This is a genomic window from Mycobacterium sp. (assembly GCF_032162605.1).
Taxonomy (GTDB): domain Bacteria; phylum Actinomycetota; class Actinomycetes; order Mycobacteriales; family Mycobacteriaceae; genus Mycobacterium.
On sequence record NZ_JAVROT010000045.1, the window covers coordinates 1 to 16,419 of the forward strand.

At 64.0% G+C, this 16,419-nt stretch carries 13 protein-coding genes and 5 pseudogenes; 13 read left to right on the forward strand and 5 right to left on the reverse strand.

The window, feature by feature from the left end:
• On the forward strand, positions 1-1,026 hold a 1,026-nt coding region (locus tag QOI01_RS02435), incomplete at its 5' end, for an MFS transporter (protein ID WP_526378263.1).
• Between the two features lie 205 nt (positions 1,027-1,231).
• Here QOI01_RS02435 and QOI01_RS02440 read toward each other — a convergent pair.
• Complete coding sequence (locus tag QOI01_RS02440; protein WP_526378265.1) at positions 1,232-1,414, reverse strand: hypothetical protein; 183 nt, start codon at positions 1,412-1,414, stop codon at positions 1,232-1,234.
• Positions 1,415-1,832: 418 nt separating this feature from the next.
• On the opposite strand from QOI01_RS02440, the gene QOI01_RS02445 reads away from it, so the two are divergent.
• Complete coding sequence (locus QOI01_RS02445) at positions 1,833-2,681, forward strand: NAD(P)-dependent oxidoreductase (protein ID WP_526378267.1); 849 nt, start codon at positions 1,833-1,835, stop codon at positions 2,679-2,681.
• A gap of 302 nt (positions 2,682-2,983) precedes the next feature.
• On the opposite strand, the gene zwf is transcribed toward QOI01_RS02445, so the two are convergent.
• The 3 genes and pseudogenes from zwf to QOI01_RS02460 all read right to left on the reverse strand — a co-directional run.
• Positions 2,984-4,399, reverse strand: coding sequence for a glucose-6-phosphate dehydrogenase (gene zwf, locus QOI01_RS02450; RefSeq protein WP_526378269.1), 1,416 nt, complete (start codon positions 4,397-4,399; stop codon positions 2,984-2,986).
• Between the two features lie 727 nt (positions 4,400-5,126).
• On the reverse strand, positions 5,127-5,414 hold the full coding sequence (locus QOI01_RS02455) for an SDR family NAD(P)-dependent oxidoreductase (protein ID WP_526378271.1): 288 nt from the start codon (positions 5,412-5,414) through the stop codon (positions 5,127-5,129).
• 9 nt (positions 5,415-5,423) lie between these two features.
• Positions 5,424-5,570, reverse strand: a pseudogene (locus QOI01_RS02460) (SDR family NAD(P)-dependent oxidoreductase); the annotation flags it as partial.
• 202 nt (positions 5,571-5,772) lie between these two features.
• On the opposite strand from QOI01_RS02460, the gene QOI01_RS02465 reads away from it, so the two are divergent.
• From QOI01_RS02465 to QOI01_RS02480, 4 genes and pseudogenes are all read left to right on the forward strand, one after another.
• Positions 5,773-6,546: an alpha/beta hydrolase gene (locus QOI01_RS02465; protein WP_526378273.1), complete on the forward strand. Its 774-nt coding sequence runs from the start codon at positions 5,773-5,775 to the stop codon at positions 6,544-6,546.
• Positions 6,547-6,707: 161 nt separating this feature from the next.
• Positions 6,708-6,839 (forward strand): annotated as a pseudogene (locus QOI01_RS02470) (alcohol dehydrogenase catalytic domain-containing protein); the annotation flags it as partial.
• 161 nt (positions 6,840-7,000) lie between these two features.
• Positions 7,001-7,162, forward strand: a complete 162-nt coding sequence (locus tag QOI01_RS02475; protein ID WP_526378287.1) for a hypothetical protein — start codon at positions 7,001-7,003, stop codon at positions 7,160-7,162.
• Between the two features lie 505 nt (positions 7,163-7,667).
• Positions 7,668-8,222, forward strand: coding sequence for a hypothetical protein (locus QOI01_RS02480; RefSeq protein ID WP_526378275.1), 555 nt, complete (start codon positions 7,668-7,670; stop codon positions 8,220-8,222).
• Here the strand turns inward: QOI01_RS02480 and QOI01_RS02485 are convergent.
• A complete protein-coding gene (locus tag QOI01_RS02485; protein ID WP_526378277.1) occupies positions 8,198-8,974 on the reverse strand; it encodes a hypothetical protein in 777 nt (258 codons plus the stop codon). The two genes, QOI01_RS02480 and QOI01_RS02485, sit on opposite strands and share 25 nt — an antisense overlap.
• A 394-nt stretch (positions 8,975-9,368) precedes the next feature.
• On the opposite strand from QOI01_RS02485, the gene QOI01_RS02490 reads away from it, so the two are divergent.
• From QOI01_RS02490 to QOI01_RS02520, 7 genes and pseudogenes are all read left to right on the forward strand, one after another.
• A complete protein-coding gene (locus QOI01_RS02490; RefSeq protein WP_526378279.1) occupies positions 9,369-10,508 on the forward strand; it encodes a class I SAM-dependent methyltransferase in 1,140 nt (379 codons plus the stop codon).
• Between the two features lie 221 nt (positions 10,509-10,729).
• Positions 10,730-12,214 (forward strand): amino acid permease, encoded by a 1,485-nt coding sequence (locus tag QOI01_RS02495; protein WP_526378281.1) that lies wholly within the window; start codon positions 10,730-10,732, stop codon positions 12,212-12,214.
• Entirely contained in the window at positions 12,211-13,608 is a 1,398-nt protein-coding gene (locus QOI01_RS02500; RefSeq protein WP_526378283.1) for an FAD-binding oxidoreductase, read from the forward strand. Before QOI01_RS02495 ends, QOI01_RS02500 begins: the two co-directional genes overlap by 4 nt.
• A gap of 236 nt (positions 13,609-13,844) precedes the next feature.
• Positions 13,845-14,018: pseudogene (locus QOI01_RS02505) on the forward strand (transposase); the annotation flags it as partial.
• Positions 14,019-14,600: 582 nt separating this feature from the next.
• Positions 14,601-15,575 carry a TerC/Alx family metal homeostasis membrane protein gene (locus QOI01_RS02510; RefSeq protein WP_526378285.1) on the forward strand — a complete coding sequence of 325 codons (975 nt, stop codon included), beginning with the start codon at positions 14,601-14,603 and terminating at the stop codon, positions 15,573-15,575.
• Between the two features lie 18 nt (positions 15,576-15,593).
• Positions 15,594-16,118: pseudogene (locus tag QOI01_RS02515) on the forward strand (hypothetical protein); the annotation flags it as partial.
• Positions 16,004-16,419: pseudogene (locus QOI01_RS02520) on the forward strand (hypothetical protein); the annotation flags it as partial. The pseudogenes QOI01_RS02515 and QOI01_RS02520, both read left to right, overlap by 115 nt.

The following is a 16,419-nucleotide window of genomic DNA, read 5'->3' on the forward strand; positions in this document are numbered from 1 at the left end:
GGCATCGCTTCTGCCCTCGTCGGCGTGCTGCCGGGGACCGCGTCGATCGGGTTCGCGGCGCCGCTGATCCTGGTGCTGCTGCGGTTGGTGCAGGGCATTGCGATCGGCGGCGAGTGGAGCGGATCGGTGCTCCTTGCGATGGAGTGGGGTGATCAAGATAGACGTGGGCTGCTCGGCAGTGCGGCGCAGATCGGTGTTCCGGTCGGGCTGGTGCTCGGTACCGGTGGCATGACGCTACTGTCGGCGACGTTGTCGCCCGAGGCGTTCAACTCCTGGGGTTGGCGGGTGCCGTTCCTTGCCAGCCTGATTTTGGTCGCGGTCGGCCTGGCGATCCGGCTGAAGATACTCGAGACGCCGATGTTCGCCAGGGTGCTCGCTGAAGGGAAGACCGCGAGTACCCCGGTGATGGATGCGATCCGGCAGCACTGGCGGGAGATCCTGCTCTCGGCGGGGGCGCGGTTCAGCGAGCAGATGCCGTTCTACCTGTTCACCACCTTCGTGCTGACCTACGTCGTGGCGACGCACCACTACAGCAAGACGTTTGTGCTCACCGCCGTCCTGGTGGGGGCAATGTTGGAACTCGTGATGATCCCGCTGTTCTCGCACCTGTCTGACCGGTTCGGGCGCAAACGCGTATACCTCACCGGAGCCGTCTTGACCGGTATTCTCGCCTTTCCGTACTTTGCCGTCCTGTCGCAGGGCGGCTACGCGCTGATCTTCATCGCCATCGTCTTGTCCTTGGTGGTGCACGCCATGCAGTACGGGCCCCAGGCCGCGCTGATCGGCGAGAGCTTCCCGACCCACCTGCGCTACGGCGGCGCCGGTATCGGCTACCAGCTGGCGTCGGTTTTCGCCGGAGGCCCGGCGCCACTACTGGCGACGTGGCTGCTGCACGAGACCGGCACACCGTACTCAATTTCGGCATATATCGTGCTTGCCGCGGTTATCACCGTGGCCTGCGTCGTCGTCCTCCCGGACCGTTCCCGCGCGAACATCGATGACGCGGCCATCTACAGCCGCGCATGACAGAGCACACGACGAAAACGGATGACGCCGCTGGCCCGCAAGAACGTTGCTTCCTTACCTCGAGCCGCGAGCGACGCCGCGGTCCACGTCGCACGGAGTGTTCGCGATGGTCTGGATCCACCACCGGCAACGGCCTACCTCCAGGTCAATCGATCTTCGGGCCAACGGTTTTCGATGACGTCGACGCGTACCAGCGGAATCGGTCTCACTCCCGTCGGTCTCGTGGTGCTGATTCGGGCGTAGGCAGGATGGCGACGCTGAGCCAGCCCAGCGGGCCGGGCTTCATCATGACTATCGCGATCGAGGGAAAGACACCCAACGCCCACAGCAGGCTGGACTTGGCAATGTCCCATTTCGTGGTGGCGTAAGCCAGACCGAAGACGGTCACCGCGGTGGAGGTGATGCCGTAGAAGTGACAGAGACGATGCGGAAGAACGACTTCCAGTAGTACCGAGCGAACACGGTGAGCGGGAACTTCACCACTTCGTTGGCCTCCTGCAGCCGGGCGAAGGTTGGTGACTCGGCGAGGCGGCGAGGCGGCGACGCACGAAGAACGCGACCGCGACGACCACGGCGCTGACCAGGAAGGGAACACGCCACCCCCAGCTGTAAATGGCGTCGTCGGGAAGGGCTGCGATCGGAAACAGTAGGGACACCGCAGAACGGGTCGCCGCAACGCGAATGCCGAATGCCGTCTGACCTGCACGTGTGCGACACAGTGGACCGCTCAAGATCTTCACCGGCTGTCTCACAGCCCACCAGTCACAGGGTCGAATCCACTGCTCGTTAGCGGCATGATGGCGGTCATGCGAGTGACAGTTCTGGGTACGGGCGCCATGGGCGCCGGCATGGCGCGGTCACTGCTGCGCGAGGGGATCGAGGTTGCGGTCTGGAACCGTACGGCTGCGCGGTCGCAGCCGCTTTCCGCCGACGGTGCTGCGGTGGCGCTCGATCCGATCGCGGCAGTCACCGACGCCGATGTCGTGGTGGCGATGCTGTTCGACGCAGCGGCGACGCTCGAGGTGATGGCGACAGTGCTGCCGGCCATGAAGGAGGGCGCGGTATTCGTCCAGTGCGCGACTGTCGGCGTCGAAGGTGCCGCACGAATTGCGTCGGTCGCCGCCGAGCAGGGCGTGGCGTTCCTGGACTGCCCGGTGCTCGGCACCAAGGCGCCCGCGGAGCAGGGCAAGCTCGTGATGTTGGCCTCGGGCGACCCCAGCCTGCGCGGGCGGGTGCAGCCAGCGTTCGACGCGATGGGGGCCAAGACGATATGGGTGGGCGCTGTGCTCGGTCTCGGGTCGAAGCTCAAACTGGTCTGCAACGCGTGGATCGGCGCCCTGGCCGCGGCCGTCGGCCAGTCGTTCGCTCTCGCGAAGGGCCTTGGCTTGGATCAGCAGCTGATGCTCGACGCGCTCGATGGAGCTGCGGCGGGCTCGCCGTACCTGCAGGCGAAGGGCAAGGCGATCATCGAGTCGTCGTACGCCCCGCAGTTCAGCGTCGACGGGGTCCTCAAGGACACGGGACTGATCAGGGACGCGATTGTGGCATCAGGGCTGTCGACCTCGCTGGTTGACGGCGTCCGCGCTGCCTTCGACGCAGCCAGCGAGGCCGGTCACGGCGACGATGACATGGCCGCGGTCTACTTTGGATTCTGATTACCCACCTCCTGGACCGATGCAGGGTCGGAGCCTGCGGTGGCGAGGCCGGTAGCACCGTTGCGTTCAGTGAGCGCGATCAGGTGCGCCAGACCGTGACTCGACGATTATTCGGCGGATATGTTCAAGAAACGGCAGGAACTACCCGGGATGATTGGTAACGGTGCTACGTCCAAAAGGTTGTGCAGCAAGGTTTAACACCGATCTACCGGAATTTTCAAGAACCGCAGATCGGAAATCCGTTGGTCCTGGGTTCAAGTCCAGTCGCCCTACAAAAAAGACCAGCTCAAAGGCGGCTGTGGTTAGCGAAGCCAGGGTTCGCGCCAGCCGGGGGTGCCTGCCAGCAGCTTCTCTGCGCCGGGCGGCCCCCACGTGCCGGGCTGGTAGGACTCGACCGGCGGCGGGGAGTCCAGCAAGGGCTGGACGATGCGCCAGGTCTCGGCCACGGTGTCCTGTCGGGTGAACTGGGTGGAGTCACCATTCATCGCGTCGGAGAGGAGCCGCTCGTAGGGTTCGGGGGCTTCGCCGAGTTCGTCGGCGAAGGTCAGTGAGAGGTCGACGGCGCGGGTCCGGTTCGCGCCGGGTGTCTTCGCCTGTATCACCAAGTTGGTGCCTGGGTTGGGGTCGATGCGCAGGATGAGTTCGTCGGCGTCGGGTGCGTGGGTGGAGATGGGTAGTCGGGGCGGCCGATTGAAGATGATCCGGATCTCGGTGGCCCGCACCGGCAGTGCCTTGCCGGCACGGATGAAGAATGGCACTCCTGCCCAGCGCCAGTTGTCGATTTCCAGTCGTAGCGCGGCGAACGTCTCGGTCTGCGAATGGGGTTGGACTCCTGGGATGGATTGGTATCCGTCGTACTGGCCGCGGACGTAGTGCGCCGACTGGATCGACGGGATGGCCCGGAATACCTCGATGCGTTTGTCGCGTAACCCGTCGGCGTCGGCCGTGCTGGGCGGTTCGGCGGCGATGAGCCCGATGAGCTGTAGCAGATGGTTTTGCACGACGTCGCGCAGCGCCCCGACCTCGTCGTAGAAGCTACCGCGGTCCTCGACTCCGAAGTTCTCGGCCATGGTGATCTGGACGCTGCGAATCCGGTCGCGGTTCCACAGTGGCTCAAAGATCGTGTTTGCGAACCGCAGGAACATGATGTCCATGGCGGGTTCTTTGCCCAGGAAGTGGTCGATGCGGAAGATCTGCCACTCGGCCAGATGCCTTCGCAGTTCCTCGTTCAGCGCGACGGCCGAGGCCAAGTCATGGCCGAAGGGTTTCTCGATCACCACCCGGGCACTGTCGGTCAGGCTGGCGCCGGCCAGGCGGTCGACCACCGGGCCGAACAGCGACGGCGGGATCTCGAGGTAGAACACCGGGGTGTGCTTGCCTTCGATCGTTTTGCCAAGGCGTTCATAGGTTTCCGCGTCGTCGTAATTGCCCGACACCATCGACAGTCGTTCGGCGAAGCGGTCGAAGACCCTGTCGTCGATGGTGTCGCCGCTGTCGGCGATCGCGGTGCGCGCGTGAGCGCGCAGTTCCTCATCTGACCATTCGCGGCGAGCTACCCCGATGATCGGGCAATCCAGCAGCCGTCGACGTTCCAGCCGGTACAGGGACCGGAAGGTCATCTTCTTGGCCAAATCCCCGGTGATGCCGAAGATCACCAGCACGTCGGCCGGTGAGTTCGTCGGCGATGAGCCGGCGGGTGTTGTCGCTGATGTGGTCATGTCGCTCATTTCTCCGCGTGACCGCAGAAAACCGAAGTGGTGGCAACGGACTTTCCTTCGAGTTGAGAATTCCGTCTCATCGGATGTTCCCTTCTTTGAGGTGTCCCATGATCTTCGGCTCCGATCGCGACTCATTAGGGCAACCGAGAGTCCTGAACAGAGTGTTGTCGTCGGCGCATTCGCCGTCAACGCGCCGCGCTCCGAGCAGTCGGCCGCAGTTGGTGAGAATCTAGATGGGCAGATTCGGCAGCCCAGCACACCGCATATGGACATCCATCAGAGTCGGAGACGGAATGGATCGCCGTTGCGCACGATCTGCTAGTCCCTCACGTGGCAAGGGTGCACCGTCCATCGCGCTCGGCGCGATGGTGCGGATGTCGATCTGGCCCGTGAAGTCCAGTTGGAGAAGACCACCCATTCGTCCTTGCCGCACTCGACTCAGTCGCAAACAGCGGTGTAGCGGGTCGCGCTCCCGCGCGAAGAAAGTTGTTGTGGCCTTGACCAGTTCGATCGTGGCGCCTTGCGGTGCGCAACAGGAGACACCAATCGAATGATCGGCCCCAAGGCCAATGAGCATCGGTCAGCTCCTGACCGTTACCCACCCTGGTTCGCGAATGTCGATACCGATTCGTGGGGTCGCCCCCGGATCCGGCGGCCGGCGGTGGTGCTGAAGACGGCGTCAGCGCAGCGCCTCGATTGCCGCGCCCAGTTGTCCCACCCGATGACGTCATCGAAGTGATGGAGGGTCCCGACAGCGCACTCCGACCTTGTGGAAATCGATACCGTCGGCGTGTTCGATGGCCTCGGTGTTCGTCATCCCGGGTGACACGACGAGGACGTCGACATCGCGTTTCTTCGGTTCATAGTGCAATGCCTGGCCCAACGACGAGACATAAGACTTCACCGCGGCATAGTTGGCTTTGTAGGGCGCGGCGCTAGCTTCGAGGCTGGACGCCACCAGGATGATGGCTCCGCGGCGTCGCCGTGCGAAGTCACGACCGAATCGGTGAGCCATCTATAGCGGTACCGCTGCCAGACGGTCTTTGCGGCGCGCCACCAACACCACGTTCACGCCCACGGCGCTGAGGTGACGTGCGAACTGCTCTCCAATGCCCGAGGACGCCCCGGTAACCACCGCGTACCGACCGTACGCAGGGCGAAGGTTCTTCATTCCGATTCCTGTCTGCACGTGTGGGTGATCATTGCGACACCGATGAAGCCTCCGGTGGACCAGTCGACATCCCGGACGAGATGATCGAGATCATGATCCGGCCCGAATTCGCCAGCCTGGCGTCGGTCGAGGTCTTTCCTGGCGTGGCGAGCCAGCTGGATCGCTCTCGTATGCCACCCTCCTCGGATTCCGGCCACTCACGTTGGATCTGCACATCCCGGACCGTCCGGCAGCAACACCCATTCCCGTGGTGCTGTACGCACACCCGGGAGGATTCTTCGCAGGCATCAAGCAGATGGGGCCATGGAGATTTCTGCTTGATGCACGGCTTGCGGTCGCCTCGGTCCAGTACCGGCTCAGTGGCGAGTCCGTCTTCCCCGCTGCCATCCACGATGTCGCCGCCGCCGTGCGCTGGGTGCGGGCCAATGCCGACGACTACGGATTTGATGCCGACCGCATCGTGGGCTTCGGTTCCAGCGCAGGCGCCTACCTGGTCAGTGCCGTTGCACTCGCCGGCGACGGCAGCGATCTGGTGGGCAGGATCGGACCACATTCGGAAGTGTCCTGCGGACTGGCCGCCGTCGTGGAGCACTACGGACCCACCGATCTTCTCAAATACGATGAGGATGCACCCGATGACGTCATCGAAGTGATGGAGGGTCCCGACAGCACCCTGGCTCGTTTCTTCGGATTCGCGCCCTCCAGCCGGCCAGACGCGGTCGATCGGGGAAACCTGTGCAGTCTCGCACACCCCGGCGCGCCGCCCTTCCTGATGGCTCACGGCGACCACGACCGCCGCGTCGGCGTAGAACAGGCTCGGCGGCTCCATCGCGCACTCACAGCGGAGGGGGTCCGGGCAGACCTGGTGGAGATCGCCGGCGGCGACCACGGCTCGCCCCACTTCAATGCACCGCCGTTGCACCGCAGAACGCTGGAATTCCTCGAATCTGTTCTGGCACTGCCCCTGCACCGCTGAAACACGACATCACTGATCGGAGAACGCACATGCCCACGATGAAGCGAATTCAGTACCACCGCTATGGCGGACCGGAGGTCATGCGGCTCGAAGACTTCGAGCCCAGGGAACTCGGCGCCGAGGATGTTCTCGTTCGGGTGCGGGCGGCTGCCGCCAACCCGATGGACTTCGGGATCCGGAACGGCGCGATGAAGATGATGACCGGCCGGAGCTTCCCGAGGGGGATGGGCTATGACTTCGCCGGCATCGTCGAGGCCTTCGGCGATGACGTCACTCGGCTGCGCGTGGGTGACGAAGTGCTCGGCGGCGCCTCGATCAAGTGGTCGGGTGCGTTCGCCGACGTGGTCGTTGCCGAGCAGGGAAGCTGCGGCCTGGCGAGGCGGTGTTCGTGCACGGGTGCCTTGGGGCAGTTGGGCGCTCGGCTGTCCAACTCGCGTCCGCATACGGGGCGACGGTGGCAGGCAGCTGCCGCACTGGCTCGACGGACGAGGCACGCGACCTCAGTATCGATCCCATCGTCCACTTCGACTTCGACCCCGCCGCGCTCACACAACGATTCGACATCGTCCTGGACACCGCCGGCACGCTGCCGGTCAACGAGCCCGGAAGATGTTGACGCCCAACGGTCGCATCATCAGCATCAAGCCCAGCCCAGCGAACATGGCGAGAAGCGCCATACCTGGCTCGTTCCACGTCGTGATCGCTCAACCAGTGACCGCAGACATCGAAGGGGTCGCGCGAGCCGCCGGCGACGGTCAACTCCGGTTACCGATCGCCCGAGCGTTGCCATTATCGGGAGCAATCCCAGCGCTCACGGAACTGGAACGAAACGGCAGCGCGAAGCGGGGCAAGCTCATCATTCTGCCCGGGTGAGCCCACCCGATCGACGTCGGTGTTTCTCTCCTCGCTGTTTCCCGCCGGCAACCGATGGGGGCACCGGTGCGCCTCAAGGAGTTCAATTGCGATGTGGTAGAGATTCTTTCGCCACAACAAGGGTTCCGAACGCAACGAACTGACACGGCCCGTTTGGTAACCAACCGCATGCTCGCCTCACACCGTCGCCGGAGGCTGTCGACGTCGCGTGGAGCACCGTGCTGGCCAGTCCGGCGACGAGGGTGAGGATGGTCAGCGATCCGACGCTCGCCGGCGTCTTGGCCGTGATCACCATTCCCGCCCATCTGATCGGGCTGCGCCAACCCTGGCCACCGGCGCCGCAGCGGCACGCCGCCGGGCCGCCGAACCACATCGCCCGAAGCCGTGGTTTCGTCGCGTTGACGATCGCGTTCGCCTTGGCGACGGGTGCGTCCTACGCGATCATCGTCAACCTGATCCCCTTGATGGCCGAACGTGGCATCAGCGCACAGGTCGCCGCCCTGGCATTGGGTCTGGGAGGTGTCGGCCAGGTGCTGGGCCGGCTGGGCCACCGCGCCCTGGTCCGCCACCTCGGTGTGCGAGCCCGCACGGTCGGGATCTTCGCCGCAATCGCCGTCACCACTGCACTTCTCGGCGTGGTCACCTCGATGCCCGCACTCACGTTGCAGGTCCGTGGGTGGTTAGGGAGTGTCTGCTACAGAGTCAGTGGTTCCTGCGATTGTGCAACGGCCGACTGGCGGCGCGCGCTGCCGTCCGGATATCCCTTTGAGGTTATGCCTCAGAGGGGTGTCGGTGTCTCGTAGTTCTCCAGGGACGCCAAGTTGTGGACCATCCAGACGTTCGGCTCCAGGTAGGTGCCTTGGTCTGCCTCGCGGTCGATTGCAAGCGGCGCAAGCCCTCCCGGGAACACGTAGTCACCTGAGTCGGGGAACGCCATCCCGAGCCAGGATTCCCATTCGCCGACCGTCCCGTCGATGCGGTATGACCCCAGCAGTGGAGGCCCCATGCGCGCCCCGATGCGTTCGTGTAGACGCAGCCACGGGTCGAACAGTGACCCGTCGTCGCGGCGCCAGGTCATGTATCGCTCTATCGGTGTGATCGGGTAGCGGTCCTTCCACGTCGGACGAACCGGCGCGACCAGGTGCTCGAAGCCGTGTCGAGTCGCAATCGTCCCCATGGCCCTGAGGATCTCGGCCGCTAGGCCAGTTCCGCGGCCGCCCGTTGGAATCTCGGCCGCGATGGCGCACAACGTGTTGAACGGTTGGCCAGTTTCGAGCCGGTGGAACGCATCGGCGATCGTCTCGTCGATCCCGTCGGACAGCCCGGCCATCGTGCCGTCCCACCAGCACGGCACCGTGTGCGCCTCGGCAACCACCTTGCCGGTCTGCTCATCACACATCGCGAATTGGAACTCCGGCAGATCCTCGGTCAACCGCGGCCACAACCGGAGATACGTCTCGCCTTGAAGGTTGAACTCCGGCCAAATGTCCGCATCCGGAATCGCTTGTTCCCGCAGATCTGGCTGCTCAGCTAGCGTTACCGCCACGTGGGTCACGCGCGAAAGCGTACTAGCCCGCGCAGACGCGCGAATGGTTACGCAAGAAACGGCAACGGCCGCCTCGGCGACTAGTGGCGCTCTGGTCCAAGTAGCGGCGACAGACATATGAGCTGGCGCTCTGCTGTGCTGCCTCCGCGGACTATTTGCGTTCGTAGTCAAGGCTTTCGGCTCATCGTGGACCTTTGATCTTGGCTGCTCGCGCTTCGCTGTTGTGGGCGGTGAACATGTTCTTCAACGTGAGGTCTGCCGGATGGCCAATTCGTGGGGCCACCGAAGGGAAGATGCAGCCGCCGACTACATAATTGACGTATCCGCAACCACGGTGCACCGGTGAGGGGTAACCTGCGCGAGCCTGGACTTCAACGGCTCTACGTGGGGGTAGTTCACACCGATGTCAACTGACACACCGCTGATCGAAAGTGTCCTTCTGGCGGCGAGCCTGTCCGACGCAGAGATCTTGGCCCGTGCGAACAGCCTCGGCCCGGATGCCGTCGCCGAGGTGATGCTGGCCGAGGTGGCCTCCAGGGGCGCCCTGCTGTACGGCCCGGCGGATAAGTTGGTCGTCCAGTGCGATCTCGGCTTCGGCGGCGAGCGGCTGGGCTATCTCATCACGCTCGGCGACGGTGATCCCCGCGTCGAGAAGGGTTGGCACGGTGAGGCTGCCGCGACTGTACGGCAGGATCTGGTGGACTTGCTGCGCGAGCTCTTTGGTCCCGTAGGACCGTATGGTGCTACCCGCGAGCTCTTCGCAAAGGAACTTTCTGACTCGGAATATTCCGCTCCCATTGCTACCGGCGTGCGGCAGATCGTCGCCGCAATGTCGCAACGCCCAAACGACATAACCGACCTCGCCGTCCGATTCGGCTCAGACAAGTGGGGCGGGCGCTGGTACACGCCGCATTATCAGAAGTACTTCGAGCCGTACCGGGAGCAAGCGGTGAAGGTTCTCGAGATCGGGATAGGGGGCTACGACCTCCCTGACGCCGGCGGCGAGTCGCTGCGCATGTGGAAGCACTATTTCCGGCGGGGCCTCATCTACGGAATGGACATCTTTCCGAAGCCCGGCGTTGCGGAGAGCCGGGTGAATGTTCTGCAGGGCGACCAGGGTGATGAGCGATTCCTCGACTCGATGGCTCGCGAACTGGGGCCCTTCGACATCGTCATCGACGATGGCAGTCACATCAGCCACCACATCATTGCCTCTTTCAATGCCCTGTTTCCACACGTGAAGCCCGGTGGCCTGTATGTCATCGAGGACCTCGCGTCGTCGTACTGGCCAGGCTGGGGCGGCGATGCCGATCCGTCGGCCCAGTACCGGTCCATGGAGCTGATCAAGAACTTGTTGGACGGCCTGCACCATTCGGAGCAGATGCGCAACGGCAGCGACGAACCGTCGACGACCGAGTTGACGGTCACCGGCGTACACGTGCACCACAACCTCGCCATCATCGAGAAGGGACTCAATACCGAACAGGGAGCTCCCGAGTGGCTCCGAACCATAGACCACGCAAGCGCATACACCGACGAGTGAAGGCCCAACGCGCTTCCGAATTGGTCCAGAGCGCCAGCGCAAATCCAGGGGGGCGGTAATGATTTCGGTCGCCGACAGGCGCGCAGTGCATGGGTGGATGCACTTTCTGGGCGTCGACGGACCGCGGATTGCGGTAGTCGCCCCATTGATGGGTGCGGCGACGATGCTACAGCTCGAACGATGAATGCCCGCACCAGCTCGCCGAGGAGAGGAGTCAGGCTATGACCGCGGAAAATGTGGCGGATCCCGATGTAGCGGACGAAGAGTGTCGAGACTGTGGCTACGAATCGGAGCTGAAGCGAACTCTCGGTTCCTTTCAGGTGTTTGCGATCTCGTTCGCCTTCATCTCGGTGGCGGTCGGCATCTTCGCGACCTACGACAATCTTCTGGGAACCGCGGGGCCGGTGGGAATCTGGCTGTGGGTTCTGTCGGCTGTCGGACAGACGCTGGTGGCCCTCGTGGTCGCCCAGTTCGCGGCGCGCATCGCCCTGAGCGGGTCCTCTTACCAGTGGGCTTCGCGGTTGGCCAACCCGAAGATCGGCTGGTTGTTCGGATGGCTGACGTTCTGGTACCTGGCGATCGCCGTGGTCGCATTGGACAACGCGTTGGCGAGCCAGGCGTTCATGCCCCTGGTAGGGATGCAGGAAAGTGAGAGCACTGCGCGGCTAATCACGGTGGCAATCCTGGTTGCGCAGGCGCTGCTGGTGATCGCTTCGACGCGCCTGCTGGGCATGATCACGTCGAGCGCAGTGGGAATTGAGCTGGCGATCATCGTGGTGTTGGTGATCGCGTTGGCCGTCGTCGTGGTGTTCAGCGGAAGCGGCACCCTCGGCAATCTCACCTCGCGCGGTGTCACCGCGACTGACCCCAACTACTTCGCTATCGGCGGCGGGTTGATGGCAGGGATGATCATGGGCCTGACCACGTTGGTCGGCTTCGACTCCGCCGCAAATCTCGCCGAGGAGGCCAAGGATCCCTTCCGCAGTGTCCCGCGCGCCATCGTGGCCTCGGTCGTCGCGGCAGGCGTGCTGGGGCTGTTGTTCCTGATCGCGCTCACCGTCGCGATCAAGGACGTCCCCGCGGTGAGCGCGAGCGGGTCTCCGGTCGCCGCGATCATCCGCAGTCAGCTCGGGCCGGTCACGGAGCGAATTCTGTTGGCGGGTTTGGCTTTTGCAATGTTCGGCGCCGGGATGGTGGTCATGGCCGCGTGCTCGCGGCAGGTGTTCGCCATGGCGCGCGATGAGCGCTTCCCGGCACACGTGCTGATGCGGAAGGTCAACCCCAAGACCCAGACGCCGGTTGCCGCGACCATCTTGATCCTGCTGGTAGGGGTCGTCCTGATGGTCGCGCTCCCCGGTGAAGCTCTGCTGCAGCTGATCATCGGGTCGACGATCCTGCCCGCGCTCATCTACGGCGCGATCGTCATCCTCTACCTGGCGGTGCGGAAACGACTGGAGCGCAAGGAGGGCGGGTTCAGCCTGGGGCGCTTCGAGCTGCCGGTCGCGATCGCCGCACTGATCTGGGAGGCGTTCGTCCTGTTCGTGCTCGTGACCCCGGGCGATGCGTCGGTTCCGGTCCTCATCGTGATCGGCCTGATCCTCGCCGGCGGCATGTACTTCGCCTACATGATGCTCTTCCGCCGAGAGGTCCTCGACATCGCACCTGGTGACGACGCCATCGCAGCTTCACCTGAGATGACGGCGTGACGTCCACGACGGTAGGACCCGCCAAGCTGACTGGCCGCGTCGTTCGTCCGGGTCACGCCGATTACCCGGTGGCCCGCGTCAGTTGGAATCTGCTGTTCACCCACGACCCGGCGGTAATCGTGTTCGCCCAAGAGACCCAGGATGTGGTCAACGCGCTGGCGTGGGCACGGCAGAACGAGGTCCGGGTTCGGGTGCGCAGCGGCGGGCACTGCCTGGAGGGCTGGTCCACTGTCGATGACGGCATCGTGATAGATGTCAGCCAATTGAAGTCGGCCACCATCGACACCGCAGCGGGCAGGGCGACGGTCGGGGCAGGGCTCAACCAACTAGAAGCGGTGACCGCGCTCGGTGAGGCCGGTGTAATGGCGCCGACCGGCACCGAAGGGAGCGTCGGCCTGGTCGGTGCGACCCTGGGCGGTGGCTTCGGGTTGTTGACCCGATCCTTCGGGATGGCGTCGGACAACCTGCTGGCAGCAGAGGTCGTCGTGCCGTCAGGTGTCGACGGGGCCGAGGCTATTGTCGCCGACGAGGACAACAACTCCGATCTGCTGTGGGCGCTAAGGGGGGCAGGCAACGGCAATTTCGGGATTGTCACCTCGCTGACCTACCGGGTTCATCCACTGGCGCGGACCATCTACATCACCGCGACCTGGCCAGGCCTGAGCGACCTGCCGGGGGTCTTCGAGGCCTGGCAGCGCTCGGCCCCTCACACAGACAATCGGCTGACCAGCCAGCTCGAGATCCACGTCAACGAGATCCAGCTGATCGGTGCATTCCCATCCGGGTCTGAGGCGGAGGCGGCGCAGCTGCTGGCGCCGATCCTGTCGGTCGGCATTCCCGAGGTCTCGATGACAGACGCGAATTGGGCCGACATCTACCTGAGCTTCCAAATCCCGACACCAGACGAGCCGGAGAACTGGAAGTTCAACTCGCAGTTCATCTATGAGCCGTTCCCCGCCGAGGCGATCGAGCTGGTCGGCTCGTTCATGGCGAAAGCTCCCACCGCAGAATGCAACTACTTCACCAACGCCTTCGGCGGAAACGTCCCGGGCAGTGAGCCCGCAGGCGGATCTGTGTTCATCCACCGCAACGCGCTCTTCTACGCCGAGCCGGGTGCCGGCTGGGGCCCTCGTCGCGGCGAGACGCCGGCTGAGAGAACCGGCGAAGTCGATCCGCTGACGCCGCAGTGTCTCGCCTGGATCGGGGAATTTAGCGAAGCGTTGGCGCCGTATGTCAATGGCGCGTACGTCAACGTGCCCAATGCCGGGATGCCCGATTGGGAGACCGCTTACTGGGGTTCAAACGTCGACCGACTGCGCACGGTCAAGGTGAAGTACGACCCCGACAATGTGTTCAGCTTCGAGCAGAGCATATTACCGACGCCGTCGCGATGACACGCTTGGGACGACAACTGCGGGTTGCGCTGAGCACAAGAAAAGCTTGGCGGCGCTGTAGCGCCAACGGGAAAGCGAAGTGATTGGCCCTGCCGTCGAACCGATTCCCGTGACGTTCGCCCAGGCGATCGTCGCCCGTCCGCGCGTTGGGGCCAGCGGTCGTCTCCGAATCCACCGTGCCGCTGACCTTCGACGGCCGTCGGGCGTTCTCACCGTTGCGTGGGAACGGGTCCGGGCAACGCGGAACCAACGAAAACGCCAACGGCCTGCTACGCCAATGGTTTGCCAAGGCACCGACCTATCAGTGTCCCCCGCCAACTACCTCGACTACGTCGCGACCAAACTCAACAACCGGCCCCCGCGAAACACTGGGATGGAAGACACCCGCCGAAGCCCTCGACGAACTACTGTCCAACACGGAAAAACCACCCGCCGTTGCATGGACCCCTGAAACCGCCCCGAGTAGCGGCGTCAACAACCGTACTTTCGGTGACCAAAGGGATCCGATGCCTCGACTCGTCGCCGCCGCGTGGAGTAGTGCCGCAACACCTCGCCGATGCGGGTCCCCGCCACCAGTCCCGTGCCGATCGCCGACCGACTGGCCGCCGTCACGCACGAGTACCAGATGGGCAGTGCCAGCGCTGAGGATCCGGTGGCGCGGTCGGGCTTCTGTTTTCGTTCTGCGCTGCTAGGCGTGACCGTGATCAACGAACTGGCATGCCCTGGTTCATATTTCCAACGGTCTCCCCGCCGCCCGCGCGCACCTTGCAGCACGCCCGCAGCCACATGCCGGATCCTTGCGCTACGGCACACGCGAGGCGCCGGCGGGTGATCCGCGCTATAGTTCTCTGGTTCGTGGAGGGGAGTATTCCTCACGCGGCATCGTCGTCATCACGGAAGGCCCCATGGTCGTCCCGGCGGTGCCGGTCTACAGCTAGCTCGTAGGCGGAAGAGACCTCCGGACAGCGTCTTGCTGCCGTCCGGAGGTCGTTGTGGTTTCTGTAGTCTCGCCGCTCGCCTGGGTGATCACGGTTGTCGTGCTCGTCGGGATCATGGTCGTTGACCTGACCGTCATCGGCCGCCGCCAGCGGGAGGTCACCACCAAGGACGCTGTGCGGTGGGTTCTCGTCTATGTCGCACTTGCCGTTGCCTTCGCGGTAGGGCTGTTCGTCTTCTTGCCCGGATCCGCTGGCCCGCAGTTCGTCGCGGGATATATCACGGAGTACAGCCTCAGCGTCGACAACCTGTTCGTCTTCATGATCATCATGGCGCGATTCTCGGTGCCGGCGCTGGCCCAGGACAAAGTCCTCTACATCGGCATCATTTTGTCCTTGGCGCTGCGTGCGGTGTTCATTTTCGCAGGCGCCGCGGCGATCGCCGCCGCGAGCTGGGTCTTCTACATCCTTGGCGCGCTGCTCGTCTACACCGCCATCACCCTCGCGTTGGAGGACTCTGACTCCGAGCCCGACTTCCACAACAACCGTCTGCTGCGCGTCCTGCACCGCGTCCTGCCCATCGGCGAGGACTATGACGGGCGCCGCTTGCTCACCCGTGTGAACGGCCGCCGGATGTTGACGCCGTTGGTCATGGTGATCGCCGCCATCGGCCTTGCCAACGTGGTGTTCGCGCTGGACTCCATCCCGGCGATCTTCGGGCTGACCAATGATGCCTATATCGTCTTCACGGCCAATGCGCTGGCCCTGATGGGCCTGCGTCAGCTCTACTTTCTGATCAGTGGGCTACTTGAAAAGGTCATTTACCTCAACAAAGGCCTCGCCGTCATCCTCGGCTTCATAGGCGTCAAGCTCATCGTTGAGGCACTGCACGGCTCGCGCCTCGACTCATTGGGCCGGTTCCATCTTCCCGAAGTCGGTACGGTCACGTCACTCGTATTCATCGTGGCTACGCTGTCGGTCACCGTTGCGATCAGTTTGATCAAGACGGGCCGCACGGTCGAGGGTGATTGATTAGCGGCAGCGAAAGGCCCTGCCCTTCTGGGCGTTCGAGCCGTCATCGCGCGATCCTTTGAGCGCACCCCCCGCTCCAACCTCATCGCGATGGGGGTGATTCCCATCGAGCTGATCGACGCCGGGCCCGACGACGTCGCGCCCACCGGAGCGGAACACCTCGGCATCAGTGGACTCGAAGCGCTCAACACCGGCCAGATACCCGCAGAGGTCACTGTCAGTAATGGTCGCAACACTTTTGCCGCGCGACCGCGACTGGACACTCCACGTGAAGCCGAGTCCATCCGCCACGCGCCACGGTGGAGTAATGCCATCTGTACTCCGCCACCTGATCTCGGAATAGGGTCCACGACTGCCCCTCTGTCCGGTCATCACCACGAACTCTTCGCGTCAAACGTGTGTCCTGGCGTCCAGGTATCGTCCGGGCCATGGCTGATGGACGTAAGCGGAGCGCAGCCAAACGGGCGAGACGCGACGCTAGGCGCAGCAAGGCGCGTCGCGCGAGCGCTGCTGAACGGGAGACTCCTGATGAAACACCGCTGATCGACGAAGTGCGCGAGGCGCTGGACGGCGGCCAGCCGATGGATCTGCTGGGTCTGGTGAGCATGCTGATCCTGGCCACCTCTCCGCATCCGGTAATGCTTCGGCAACCCGATGCGGAGGATCCTCCCAGCCTCGACGAACTCGTCGCCGCGTTCATCGACGTGCAGGTACCGGAGACCACTGCGCTGCTGGCGGCGCTCAGCGAACTGGTGGTGGACGATGACATGCTGCGCGCGCGGTGCCGACACGAGGTTGACGCACGTAACGACAGCCTTCCTCACTGGCTCGCAGCGCTGGCGCA